The organism is Microbacterium sp. SS28 (assembly GCF_022761035.1).
Classification (GTDB): domain Bacteria; phylum Actinomycetota; class Actinomycetes; order Actinomycetales; family Microbacteriaceae; genus Microbacterium.
The window spans coordinates 22,830-35,017 of record NZ_JAKWJP010000009.1 but is presented as its reverse complement, the minus strand read 5'-3'; the positions used below and the strand labels follow the sequence as shown (position 1 = coordinate 35,017).

The following is a 12,188-nucleotide window of genomic DNA, read 5'->3' as shown; positions in this document are numbered from 1 at the left end:
AACCCGGGGGCGGGTCGTCGCGTGGGGTGAGGTGGTGTCGGGTGCGGCGGGTGGATGCGGCGGGACTTCACCCCGAACCCGGGGGCGGGTTTCGCGTGGGGTGAGGTGGTGTCGCGTGCGGCGGGTGGATGCGGCGGGACTTCACCCCGAACCCGGGGGCGGGTTTCGCGAGGGGTGAGTCGGTGTCGCGTGCGCCGCATGGATGCGGCAGGAACTCACCCTGAATCGCGCGGCGCGGCGCGAGCGCGAGCAGCAGCGCGGCGATGTGGAGGATGCGCATCGCCGCAGCCGCGTGTTCGCGCGGCCGGGCCGCAAGGCTCCCCGCGGGGCTACCAGATCATGGGGCGGTCGTCATCGTCGTCATCCGGGCCCGCGAAGTCGAGGTCGACGACGACCGGGACGTGGTCGCTCGGCGCCTCGCCCTTGCGCTCGTCGCGGTGGATGGATGCTCCGGCCACGGCGTCCGCGAGGGCGTGCGAACCCAGGATGAAGTCGATCCGCATGCCCTCGTTGCGCGGGAAGCGCAGGCGCTTGTAGTCCCAGTAGGTGAAGCCCTTCGGGACGAGCGGGCGAACGACGTCGCTCAGTCCCGAGGCCTCGAGCTCGGCGAACGCCTCGCGCTCGAGCGGCGACACGTGGGTCGAGAATCCCGGGACGACGGCGGGGTCGCCGTTGTCGGCGTCGGTCGGCGCGATGTTGAAGTCGCCCACGAGCGCGAGCGCGAGGTCGGGATCGGCCGCGAGGGCATCGCGCGTGTGACCCGCGAGGGCAGCGAGCCAGTCGAGCTTGTAGTCGTAGTGCGGGTCGCCGAGCGCGCGGCCGTTGGGGACGTACAGGCTCCACACCTCGACCCCGGCGATCGTCGCGCCGATCGCGCGGGCCTCGAGCGGGGCATCCGGACCCGCGTGATCCTTCGCGAAGCCGGGCATGCCCGTGAACGCCGTGCGCACGTTCTGCATCGGCTCGCGGCTCGCGATCGCGACGCCGTTCCACTGCGAGAAGCCGTGCGCCTCGACGTGATAGCCCGCCTCCTCGAACGCCGCGAAGGGGAACTGCTCGGCCTTGCACTTGATCTCCTGCATCGCGAGCACGTCGATGCTCTCGCGGACGGCGAACTCGACGGTCCGCTCGACGCGGGCGCGGATCGAGTTGACGTTCCAGGTGGCCAGGCGCATGGACTCCAGCCTACGGCGGGCCGCCGACGCGGCATCCCGAAACCCGCCCTGGGGCCCACCCGCTCAGGGAACCCCGACCGGACCAGGGCGAAACCCGGTCGGGTACAGTGTGGCTGTGGTGCGCAGGATGTCTCCGCCTGGCTCGCAGAGTTCGCTCCGCGAGGCCAATCGCGCGCGCATCGTCGAGTCGCTCAAGCGCCACGGCCGCCTCACGCAGGTCGAGCTCGCGGGCAGCACGGGCCTTTCGCCCGCGACGGTCTCGAACATCGTCAAGGAGCTCACGGCCGCGGGCCTGCTGCACACCTCGATCACGTCCCGCAGCGGCCGTCGCGCGACGCTCGTGTCGCTCGCGCGCCAGCTCGGCCTCGTCGCCGGCGTGCATTACACGTCGCGCCAGCTGCACATCGCGATCGCCGACGTCACGCGCACGATCGTGAGCCAGACCTCGCTCCCGCTTCCGCTCGACCACCGGCACGACGCGCAGCTCGACCGCCTCGCGATCCTGCTGAGCGAGCTCATGGAGTCGCTCGGCGGTACCGCAGGCGACCTGCTCGCGGTGGGCCTCGCGCTGCCCGCCCCGATCGACCCGCAGACCGGCATGGTCTCGACCCCGGGGCTGCTGCGCGGCTGGGAGGGGGTGGATGTCGCGGCCCGCCTCTCGGAGCGCATCGCCCGCCCCGTGTACGTCGACAGCGAGGCCAATCTCGGCGGCCTCGCCGAGGCGCGCGAGGGGAGTGGCCGCACAGCATCGTCGTCGGTCTTCCTGCGCGTCGGTCACACGATCAGCGCGGGGCTCATCGTGAACGGCGACCTGTTCCGCGGCGTCAACGGCAAGGCGGGCCAGATCGGGCACGTCACGATCGACGAGAACGGCCCCATCTGCCGGTGCAGCAACCGCGGATGCCTCGAGACCTACGCAGGCGGCCCCGCGCTGCTCTCGCTCTTCCCGCCGAGCGCCGGCATGCAGCGCATCAGCGACCTGCTGCAGGCGGCCGAGGACGGCGACGGCAGCTCGCGCCGCGTCATCGCCGACGCGGGGCGCCACATCGGCATCGCGACGGCAAGCCTGTGCAACCTCTTCGACCCCGAGCTCATCGTCGTCGGCGGAGAGCTCGCGCAGGCCGGCGAGATCCTCATGTCGCCCATGCGTCACTCGCTCGAGCGGTCAGCGCTCGCGTCGGCGAACGGCCTGCCCGAGATCGTCGCGGCGTCGTTCGGGGAGTGGGCCGAGACGCGCGGCGCGATCGCGATCGCCCTCGACCACGTGACGGTCGACGCCGACGTCATCGCCGTCTCGGCGTGAGACGAGGGTTCGGGATGCCGCGGCCCCGGCTGCTCCGTCGGCGGGCGCCCGCGCGGGCGGGCGCTCTCGCGATCGTCCTCGCGCTCGCGGCCGCCGCGCTCGCGGCGTGCGCGCCCGGCCCCGAGACCGGCACGGAGGGGACGATCGCGCTGCTGCTCCCCGACGTCAAGACGGCGCGGTACGAGACGTTCGACCGACCGTTCTTCGAGGAGCGCGTCGCCGAGCTGGGCGACTTCCGCGTGCTCTACGCCAACGCGGATCAGGATGCCGAGAAGCAGCAGCAGCAGGCCGAATCGGCTCTCGCGGCCGGCGCCGAGGTGCTCGTCCTCGACGCGGTCGACACGAAGGCCGCCGCGAGCATCGTCGCCGCCGCGAACGCGCAGGGCGTGCCCGTCGTCTCGTACGACCGGCTCATCTCGGGCGGGGGCCTCGCGTACTACGTCTCGTTCGACAACGAGAAGGTCGGCGTGCTGCAGGCGACGGCTCTCGTCGAGGCGCTCGAGGCCCGTGGTCCGGGGGCGCCGGACGGCGGCATCCTGATGGTCAACGGATCGCCCACCGACAGCAACTCGGCGAAGTTCCACGAGGGTGCGGATCGCGTCCTGGATGCGAGCGGAGTGCGCATCCTCGCCGAGTACGAGACTCCGGACTGGAGTCCTGACAAGGCCCAGGAATGGGTCTCGGGGCAGGTCGCGCAGTACGGCGAGCGCATCGAGGGCGTCTACGCCGCCAACGACGGCACGGCAGGCGGTGCGGTCTCCGCCCTGAAGGCCGCCGTCGTCGACCCCTTCCCGATCGTGACGGGGCAGGATGCCGAGCTCGCCGCGCTGCAGCGGATCGTGACGGGCGACCAGTACATGACCGTCTACAAGGCCATCAAGCCGCAGGCCGAACGCGCGGCCGAAGTCGCCGTCGCGCTCCTGCGCGGCGAGCCCGTCACGGCGCCGCTCGAGATCGACGGCACGCCCACGACGCTGCTGGATCCCGTCGCGGTGACCGTCGACAACCTGCTCGACACGGTCGTCGCGGACGGATTCTGGACCGTCGAGGACATCTGCACGCCCGATTACGCTGCGGCGTGCACCGCGGCTGGCATCCTTTAGGCGATGTCCACACCCGTCTCTTCGCCCCCGTATCGCAAGCGCGTCCTGACGATGCGCGCGATCAGCAAGCATTTCGGCGCCGTGAAGGCCCTGACCGACGTCGACTTCTGGGTCAACGAGGGCGAGGTCGTCGCGCTCATCGGAGACAACGGGGCGGGCAAGTCGACGCTCGTCAAGATCCTCGCGGGCGTGCACCCGCCGGACGGCGGGACGATCGACTTCGACGACGAGGAGGTCGCGATCGCGAGCCCGGCGGATTCGCAGGCCCTCGGGATCGAGACGATCTTCCAGGACCTCGCCCTGTGCGACAACCTCGACGTCGTGGCGAACCTCTGGCTCGGACGCGAGCTCACGACGAGCGGCGGCCTCGACGAGGTCGAGATGGAGCAGCGCACCTGGACGCTCCTGCGCGAGCTGTCGGCGAAGGTCCCCTCGGTGCGGATCCCCGTCGCGGCGCTCTCCGGCGGCCAGCGGCAGACCGTCGCGATCGCGCGGTCGCTCATCGGCGAGCCGCGCGTCGTGATCCTCGACGAGCCGACGGCGGCGCTCGGCGTCGCTCAGACGGCCGAAGTGCTCAACCTCATCGAACGCCTCCGCGAGCGCGGGCACGGCGTCATCCTGATCAGCCACAACATGGCCGACGTGCTCGCCGTCGCAGACCGCATCGTCGTGCTGCGTCTGGGGCGCAACAACGGCGTCTTCAACGCCGTCGACGCCACGAGCGAGACGCTCGTCGCCGCCATCACAGGGGCGACGCAGGGCGGCGGCAAGGCGGCCGAGCCGCCTCCCGCCTCCCGGATCGAGGCCCGTCCCGGTGCCGGCGAGAGCCCCGATGCCGGGCCCGGCGCCCCGATCATCCCGATGCCCTCGAAGGCATCCCGACGGCCGTCGACGCGCGATCGGGGCGACGCATGAGCGGCCTGCGCGACGACCGCACGGCGCCCATCGAGCAGATCGGCGGCGAAGGGCTGTCGCGCGCAGGTGTGCGCCGCGCGGCGGCGTCACTCGTCGAGCGCGTGCGCGGGGGAGACCTCGGCTCGCTCCCCGTGATCGTGGGGCTCGTCGTGATCTGGACGGTCTTCCAGATCCTCAACCCCGTCTTCCTCACGAGCAAGAACCTCGTCCTGATCACGATGCAGTGCGCCGCGATCGGCACGATCGCCCTCGGCATCGTCGTCGTGCTGCTCGTCGGCGAGATCGACCTGTCGGTCGGGTCGGTGTCGGGCCTCGCGGCCGCGATCCTCGCGGTGAGCTTCGTGCAGCTGCAGTGGAATCCGCTCTTCGCGCTCGCCGCGGCCATCGCGGCGGGCATGCTCGCGGGACTGCTCTACGGGTTCCTGTACTCGCGGTTCGGCCTGCCGAGCTTCGTCATCACGCTCGCGGGACTTCTGGGATTCCTCGGGCTGCAGCTCTGGGTGCTGGGCGACACGGGGTCGATCAGCCTGCCCTTCGACTCGGTCTTCGTCCAGTTCGCGCAGCAGTGGTTCCTGCCGGCGTGGGCGTCGTACAGCGTCGCCGCGGTGGCGGTCGCCCTGTACGCGCTGTCGCTCATCCGGCGCGCGCGCCGGCGCGCTGCGGCCGACCTCGAGAGCCAGAGCTACCTCGAGATCGGCGTGCGCAGCGGCCTGCTCCTCGTCTTCCTGCTCGTCACGGCGTGGTACCTCAACCTCTCGCGCGGCGTCGGGGTGATGTTCCTGTTCTTCATCGGCCTCGTCGTCCTGATGCACCTCGTGCTGAGCCGCACGCGCTGGGGACGCGCCGTCTACGCCGTCGGCGGCTCGGTCGAGGCCGCGCGCCGCGCCGGCATCCGGGTCGACCGCATCTACCTCTCGGTTTTCGCGCTCTGCTCGAGCCTCGCGGCCGTGGGCGGCATTCTTGCGGCCTCCCGCCTGGCGGCGGCGAACCAGAGCTCGGGCGGCGGCGACACGAACCTCAACGCCATCGCGGCGGCCGTCATCGGCGGCGCGAGCCTCTTCGGCGGGCGCGGATCGGCGTTCTCTGCCCTTCTCGGGGTCGTCGTGATCCAGTCCATCTCGTCGGGCCTGACGCTGCTCAACCTCGACTCGTCGGTGCGGTTCATGGTGACGGGCGTCGTGCTGATCCTCGCCGTCATCATCGACTCCCTCTCGCGCCGGACGAGGGTCGCGTCGGGTCGCGCCTGAGGCCTTCCGGAAGGGAAAGGGCCTTCCGTCGCGGTATCGGTGCATTCAGGAGCCGAACGCACTAGCGCCGTTGCAAAAGCGTTACGTTCACTGCTTGACGCCAAGAATCGTGGTCGCCATGATCGCTTTCAGGCGCGAAACCCGCGACGGCGCGCTCGCATATTCAACGATGAAAGGCGCATGATGAAGAAGTCATCTCTGCTTGCCGCAACCGCACTGGGGAGTGTGGCTGTGGCTCTGCTGGCCGGCTGTTCCGGCGGAAGCACCCCCTCCGAATCCGGTGACGGCGGCGGCGACGCGGCATCGACGCGCGCGTGCGTCATCCTGCCCGACGCGGCGTCCTCGCCCCGCTGGGAGAACCTCGACCGGCCCTTCCTCCAGGAGGGTCTCGAGGCCGCCGGCTACGAGGTCGACATCCAGAACGCTCAGGACGACGTCAACAAGTACGCGACGATCGCCGATCAGCAGCTCACGAAGGGCTGCGGCGTCATGCTCCTCGTCGACATCCAGAAGGCGGCCGAAGGCGTCGCAGCCAAGGCCAAGGCCGAAGGCATCCCCGTGATCGCCTATGACCGTCCCTTCAGCGGCGCTGACGTGTACGTCTCCTTCGACAACGTCGAGGTCGGACGGCTCCAGGGCCAGACCGTGCTCGACGGCCTCGAGACCGCAGGCAAGGACCCCGCGTCCGCGGTCGTCGTCTACATGGGCGGCGACCCGACCGACGGCAACGCCGCGATGTTCCACGACGGTGCGGTCGAAGTCATGGAAGCAGCCGGCATCAGCCCGGCAGCCGAGCCTCCGGGGGCGTGGGACGAGGAGAAGTCGCAGACCAACTTCGAGCAGGCGCTCACGTCGCTCGGCGGCAAGGTCGACGGCGTGTGGGTGGCCAACGACACCAACGCCGCGGGCGTCATCAAGGTGCTCAAGGACAACAACCTGACGGGGGTCGCGGTCTCCGGGCAGGACGCGAACGTCGCGGGTCTGCAGAACATCCTGCTGGGCTGGCAGACGGCCACCGTGTGGAAGCCGGTCAAGGACTTGGCCGACAAGGCCGTGGCCGCCGCCTCCACGCTGCTCGAGGGCAAGGAGATCACTGCGGACGCGGAGCTCGATGACGGCACCCCGTACATCCAGGCCACGCCCCAGCTCGTCGGTCCGAACGAGGTGAAGGACGTGATCGCTGCCGGCGGCTACGCGACCTATGACGAGGTCTGCACGCCCGAGGTCGCTGCGGCTTGCGAGCAGTACGGCGTCACCGAGTAACGTAACGACCACCTGGCGAGGGGCGCCGCGTCATCCGTGACGCGGCGCCTCCTCGCACCCGGAATCGCGAGGAAGCGATCATGTCAGAACCCATCATCGAACTCCGGGGGGTTAAGAAGTCCTTCGGCCCGGTCAGCGTGCTCAAGGGCGTCGACCTCAAGATCTACCCCGGCAAAGTCACGGCTCTCGTAGGCGACAACGGCGCCGGGAAGTCGACGCTCATCAAGGGGCTCGCGGGGGTGCAGCCGTACGACGAGGGCGAGATCCTCTTCGAAGGTCAGCAGGTCGCCCTTCACACGCCGCGTGAGGCATCGAGTCACGGCATCGAGGTCGTCTACCAGGACCTCGCGCTCTGCGACAACCTCGACATCGTCCAGAACATGTTCCTCGGCCGCGAAGAGCTCTCGGTCGGCACCTTCGACGAGGGGCGCATGGAGAAGGAGGCATCCGACACACTGCGGTCCCTTTCGGTTCGCACCGTCAAGTCTGTGCGGCAGAAGGTGTCGAGCCTCTCGGGGGGTCAGCGCCAGACTGTCGCGATCGCCCGCGCCGTGCTCAAGAAGGCCCGTGTCGTGATCCTCGACGAGCCGACCGCTGCGCTCGGCGTCGCCCAGACCGAGCAGGTGCTGAACCTCGTCGACCGCCTCGCGCATCAGGGCGTGGCGGTCCTCCTCATCAGCCACAACCTCGCGGACGTGTTCGCCGTCGCGGACGACATCGCCGTGCTGTACCTCGGTCAGATGGTCGCCCAGATCGGGACCAAGGACACCAACCGCGACGACGTCGTCGGCTACATCACAGGCACGAAGACGATGGGCGTCGAACTCATCGGCACGAGCACGATCGAGACCAACGGAGGTGCGGCATGACCGCGACGCGTACCGAGGCCGCACCCGACCCGGTCGCGAGCGATCTCATCGGCAGCGGCGTCGAAGGCGGCCTCATGGAGCAGGTGCGCGCCTGGTGGCAGCGGGTGCGCAGCGGCGACATGGGCGCGCTGCCGGCCGTCGGCGGCCTCGTGGTGCTCACGGTCCTGTTCGCCTCCCTGAGTCCCTTCTTCCTCACAGAGCGCAACTTCGCGAACCTGCTCAATCAGGCGGCGACCCTCGTGATGCTCGGGATGGCGCTCGTCTTCGTCCTCCTGCTGGGCGAGATCGACCTTTCCGCCGGTGTCACCGGCGGGGTCGCGATGGCGCTGTTCGTCGTGCTCAATTCGACGTACGACGTCCCGTGGCCTCTCGCGCTGCTCGTCGGGTTCATCTTCGGCATCGTCACCGGCGCCATCATCGGATTCTTCGTGGCGAGGGTCGGGATTCCGTCCTTCGTCGTGACGCTGGGCCTGTTCCTGGGGTACCAGGGTCTCGCGCTGCTCATCATCGGCACTGGCGGACTGTTCCGCCTCGAAGTGCCCGAGCTCATCGCCCTGCAGAACGGCAACCTGCCGCCGTGGGCGGGTTGGACCATGCTCGCCGTGATCCTCGCGGTGTCGGCCGGCACCTCGTTCTGGGATCGTGCCCGTCGCAAGCGCGCCGGCGTGCCGAACCGGACGATCACGCTCGTGTGGGCCAAGCTCGCGGTCATCGCCGCGATCGGCGGTGTCGCGGTGTACATCCTCAACGAGAACCGGGGCCAGTCGGTGAATGCCGTCCAGGGCGTGCCGGTGATCGTCCCGATCATCCTCGCGATCCTGTGGGTGGGCACCTTCGTGCTGGATCGCACGAAGTTCGGCCGCTACGTCTACGCGATCGGCGGCAACGCCGAGGCCGCGCGGCGCTCGGGTGTCAAGGTCCGGTGGGTCAAGTGGTGGGCCTTCGTCGCGTGCTCGTCGCTCGCGGTCGGATCGGCCCTGTTCAGCGTCTCGAGGGTCGGCTCGATCGACGCGACAGTCGGCCGTGACATCGTCCTGAGCGGTGTCGCAGCGGCGGTCGTCGGCGGGGTGAGCCTCTTCGGCGGAAAGGGCCGCCTCTCGCACGCCGCGATCGGCGCCCTCGTTATCGCCACGATCACGAACGGCCTCGGCCTGCTGAACCTCGGCGCGGGCATCAACCTCATGGTGACGGGCGGCGTGCTGATCCTCGCCGCGACCGTCGACGCCGTGTCGCGACTGCGCGGAGGGTCCGCCGCGCGGACCTAGCGCCCGGCTCGGTCGATCGAGACCGGATGCCGCAGTCCACCCGGGCCGCGGCATCCGGTCTCTCGTTCTGCGACTCAGAGCGCGCGCAGGATGTCCTCGACCCGCTCCTTCGCGTCGCCGAAGAGCATCGCGGCGTTCTCGCGGAAGAAGAGCGGGTTCTGCACCCCCGCGTAGCCCGAGGCCATCGAGCGCTTGAAGACGACGACGTTCTCGGCGTCCCACACGCGCAGCACGGGCATGCCTGCGATCGGCGACGTCGGATCCTCGGCCGCCGACGGATTGACGGTGTCGTTCGCCCCGATCACGAGCACGACCGACGTGTCGGCGAAGTCGTCGTTGACCTCGTCCATCTCGAGCACGATGTCGTACGGCACCTTGGCCTCGGCGAGGAGGACATTCATGTGCCCCGGCAGGCGACCGGCGACGGGATGGATGCCGAACTGCACGTCGACGCCGCGCTCGCGCAGTCGCGACGCGAGCTCGGCGACGGGGTACTGCGCCTGCGCGACGGCCATGCCGTAGCCGGGCGTGATGACGACACGGGATGCCGCGCTCAGCAGCTCCGCGACGCCGGCGGCGTCGATCTCGCGGTGCTCGCCGACCTGCTCGTCGGACGAGCGTGGCGCCTCGATGCCGAAGCCGCCCGCGATGACCGAGATGAAGGAGCGGTTCATCGCCTTGCACATGATGTAGCTGAGGTAGGCACCCGACGATCCGACGAGTGCGCCCGTGATGATGAGCAGGTCGTTGTTGAGCAGGAAGCCTGCCGCGGCGGCAGCCCAGCCCGAGTAGCTGTTGAGCATCGAGACGACGACGGGCATGTCGCCGCCGCCGATCGATGCGACGAGGTGCCAGCCGAGCGCCAGGGCGAGCACCGTCACGACGACGAGCAGCCACAGCTCGGGCGTGATGACGTACCAGACCGTCAGCACGACGAACGCGACGAGCGCGCCGATGTTGAGCGCGTTCTTGCCGGGCAGCATGAGCGGCTTGGACGACATCCGCGCCGAGAGCTTGAGGAACGCGACGATCGATCCCGTGAAGGTCACGGCGCCGATGAAGACGCCGATGAAGACCTCGGCGTGGTGGATGTCGGCGAGCGCGCCGGTGAGCCCCGTGTCGTAGAGCGCGCCGTTCCAGCCGACGAGCACCGCCGCGAGACCCACGAAGGAGTGCAGGAGGGCGATGAGCTCCGGCATCCCGGTCATCTCGACGACGCGCGCCCGCCACAGCCCGATCGTGCCGCCCACCACGACCGCGACGACGAGGAGCACCAGCCCGAGCGACGCCTGCGGATCGCCCCAGGCGCCCTCCGCGGTGAGCCACGCCGTCGCGAGCAGCGCGATCGTCATGCCGGCGATGCCGTAGGTCACACCTCCGCGGGCGGTCTCGTGCTTGCTGAGGCCATGCAGGCTCAGGATGAACAGCAGCGCAGCGACGATGTAGGCGGCGGTCGCGATCGATGCAGCAGTCACTTCTCGCCGCCCTTCGAGAACATCGCGAGCATTCGTCGGGTGACCGAGAAGCCTCCGAAGATGTTGATGCTCGCGAGCAGCACGGCGATCGCGGCGAGGATCTGCACCGTGAGGTCGGGCAGTGTGATCTGCACCATGGCGCCGACGATGATGATGCCCGAGATCGCGTTCGTGACGCTCATGAGCGGCGTGTGCAGGGCGTGGTGCACGTGCCCGATGACGTAGAAGCCGACGACGACCGACAGCACGAGCACCGTGAGGTGCTGCGGGAGCGGCTCGGGCGCGACCGCCGCGAGGGCGAACAGCGCGCCGATCCCGAGGGCCATGAGCCCTGTCCGGGCGCCCTTCGAGAGGCCCTCCTTCTTGGCGACCCCCACGACGGGGGCGACGGATGCCGCAGCCGGCGCCTGAGCGGGCGCCGCCGACACCGACACGGCGGGCGGCGGCCACGTCGAGGCGCCGCCGCGCACGACGGTGATCGAGCGCTGCACGACGTCGTCGAAGTCGAGGACGAGTGTGCCGTCCTTCGCCGGGGTGAGGAGCTTGAGCAGATTGAGCAGGTTCGTGCCGTAGAGCTGGGACGCCTGCGTCGGCAGGCGGCCGGCGAGGTCGGTGTAGCCGAGGATCACGACGCCGTTCGGCGTCACGACGCGCTCGCCCGCGACCGAGCCTTCGACGTTGCCGCCCTGCGCGGCGGCCATGTCGACGATGACGCTGCCGGGACGCATGGATGCGACATCCGCCGCCGTGATGAGCCGGGGCGCAGGGCGGCCCGGAATGAGGGCCGTCGTGACGATGATGTCGACGTCGGCCGCCTGCGCCGAGTACAGCGCGGCGGCGGCGCGGTCGTACCCCTCGCTCGTGGCCTTGGCGTAGCCGTCTGTCGACTGCTCGACGACCGCCTCGACGGGAAGATACGTGCCGCCGATCGACTTGACCTGATCGGCCACCTCGGGCCGCGGGTCGGTCGCCCGCACGATCGCGCCGAGGCTCGATGCCGCGCCGATCGCGGCGAGCCCCGCGACGCCCGCGCCCGCGACGAGCACCTTCGCGGGCGGCACCTTGCCCGCCGCCGTCACCTGGCCTGTGAAGAAGCGGCCGAACTCGTGCGCGGCCTCGATGACGGCGCGGTAGCCCGAGATGTTCGCCATCGAGCTCAGGACGTCCATCGACTGCGCGCGCGAGATGCGCGGCACGGCGTCGAGCGCGAGCGCCGTGAGGCCGCGCACCGCGAGGGACTCCCGCACGTCGGGACGCAGAGCAGGGCTCAGGATGCCGATGACCGTTGCGTCGTCGGCGAGCAGGCCGACCTCGTCCGGCGTGGGCGCGTCGACCTTGAGGACGATGTCGGCGTGCCACGCGTCGGCGCGGTCCACGAGCGCCGCTCCCGACGCCTCGAATGCGGCATCCGGGAACGCGGACGCACTGCCTGCGCCGCGCTCGACGATGACGTCGTATCCGAGGCCGCGGAGCTTCTCGACCGTTGAGGGCGTCGCGGCGACCCGCGTCTCGCCGGCCTGCTCCGCGACGATGCCGATGCGCGCCATGCAGGCTCCTCCGCTCGCGACGATGT

Annotated in this window: 10 protein-coding genes; 7 read left to right on the top strand and 3 right to left on the bottom strand. The window is 70.1% G+C overall.

Features of this window, described 5'->3' with window-relative positions; all coding sequences use genetic code 11:
* Positions 1–329: 329 nt before the first annotated feature.
* A complete protein-coding gene (locus MJ607_RS19150) occupies positions 330–1,175 on the bottom strand; it encodes an exodeoxyribonuclease III (protein ID WP_243077236.1) in 846 nt (281 codons plus the stop codon).
* A gap of 127 nt (positions 1,176–1,302) precedes the next feature.
* Between MJ607_RS19150 and MJ607_RS19145 the strand changes: the two genes are divergently transcribed.
* From MJ607_RS19145 to MJ607_RS19115, 7 genes are all read left to right on the top strand, one after another.
* A complete protein-coding gene (locus MJ607_RS19145; RefSeq protein ID WP_243077235.1) occupies positions 1,303–2,478 on the top strand; it encodes an ROK family transcriptional regulator in 1,176 nt (391 codons plus the stop codon).
* Between the two features lie 14 nt (positions 2,479–2,492).
* Positions 2,493–3,581, top strand: a complete 1,089-nt coding sequence (locus MJ607_RS19140; RefSeq protein WP_243077234.1) for a sugar ABC transporter substrate-binding protein — start codon at positions 2,493–2,495, stop codon at positions 3,579–3,581.
* Positions 3,582–3,584: 3 nt separating this feature from the next.
* Complete coding sequence (locus MJ607_RS19135; protein WP_243077233.1) at positions 3,585–4,496, top strand: ATP-binding cassette domain-containing protein; 912 nt, start codon at positions 3,585–3,587, stop codon at positions 4,494–4,496.
* Positions 4,493–5,743, top strand: coding sequence for a sugar ABC transporter permease (locus tag MJ607_RS19130; RefSeq protein ID WP_243077232.1), 1,251 nt, complete (start codon positions 4,493–4,495; stop codon positions 5,741–5,743). The genes MJ607_RS19135 and MJ607_RS19130 overlap by 4 nt, the downstream gene beginning before the upstream one ends.
* 231 nt (positions 5,744–5,974) lie before the next feature.
* Positions 5,975–7,006 carry a sugar ABC transporter substrate-binding protein gene (locus MJ607_RS19125; RefSeq protein WP_243077231.1) on the top strand — a complete coding sequence of 344 codons (1,032 nt, stop codon included), beginning with the start codon at positions 5,975–5,977 and terminating at the stop codon, positions 7,004–7,006.
* A gap of 80 nt (positions 7,007–7,086) precedes the next feature.
* Positions 7,087–7,875, top strand: coding sequence for an ATP-binding cassette domain-containing protein (locus tag MJ607_RS19120; RefSeq protein WP_243077230.1), 789 nt, complete (start codon positions 7,087–7,089; stop codon positions 7,873–7,875).
* Positions 7,872–9,140, top strand: coding sequence for a sugar ABC transporter permease (locus MJ607_RS19115; protein ID WP_243077229.1), 1,269 nt, complete (start codon positions 7,872–7,874; stop codon positions 9,138–9,140). Before MJ607_RS19120 ends, MJ607_RS19115 begins: the two co-directional genes overlap by 4 nt.
* A 74-nt stretch (positions 9,141–9,214) precedes the next feature.
* On the opposite strand, the gene pntB is transcribed toward MJ607_RS19115, so the two are convergent.
* Together pntB and MJ607_RS19105 are read right to left on the bottom strand one after the other, a co-directional pair.
* Complete coding sequence (gene pntB, locus MJ607_RS19110; protein ID WP_243077228.1) at positions 9,215–10,615, bottom strand: Re/Si-specific NAD(P)(+) transhydrogenase subunit beta; 1,401 nt, start codon at positions 10,613–10,615, stop codon at positions 9,215–9,217.
* Positions 10,612–12,162: a Re/Si-specific NAD(P)(+) transhydrogenase subunit alpha gene (locus tag MJ607_RS19105; protein ID WP_243077227.1), complete on the bottom strand. Its 1,551-nt coding sequence runs from the start codon at positions 12,160–12,162 to the stop codon at positions 10,612–10,614. Before MJ607_RS19105 ends, pntB begins: the two co-directional genes overlap by 4 nt.
* Positions 12,163–12,188 lie beyond the last annotated feature (26 nt).

What these genes read in the sequence shown, in the direction of transcription:
- MJ607_RS19115 (WP_243077229.1), top strand. Translation starts at nt 7,872, where the DNA reads ATGACCGCGACGCGTACCGAGGCCGCACCCGACCCGGTCGCGAGCGAT.
- MJ607_RS19130 (WP_243077232.1), top strand. Translation starts at nt 4,493, where the DNA reads ATGAGCGGCCTGCGCGACGACCGCACGGCGCCCATCGAGCAGATCGGC.
- MJ607_RS19145 (WP_243077235.1), top strand. Translation starts at nt 1,303, where the DNA reads ATGTCTCCGCCTGGCTCGCAGAGTTCGCTCCGCGAGGCCAATCGCGCG.
- MJ607_RS19135 (WP_243077233.1), top strand. Translation starts at nt 3,585, where the DNA reads ATGTCCACACCCGTCTCTTCGCCCCCGTATCGCAAGCGCGTCCTGACG.
- MJ607_RS19140 (WP_243077234.1), top strand. Translation starts at nt 2,493, where the DNA reads ATGCCGCGGCCCCGGCTGCTCCGTCGGCGGGCGCCCGCGCGGGCGGGC.
- MJ607_RS19105 (WP_243077227.1), bottom strand. Translation starts at nt 12,162, where the DNA reads ATGGCGCGCATCGGCATCGTCGCGGAGCAGGCCGGCGAGACGCGGGTC.
- MJ607_RS19120 (WP_243077230.1), top strand. Translation starts at nt 7,087, where the DNA reads ATGTCAGAACCCATCATCGAACTCCGGGGGGTTAAGAAGTCCTTCGGC.
- MJ607_RS19150 (WP_243077236.1), bottom strand. Translation starts at nt 1,175, where the DNA reads ATGCGCCTGGCCACCTGGAACGTCAACTCGATCCGCGCCCGCGTCGAG.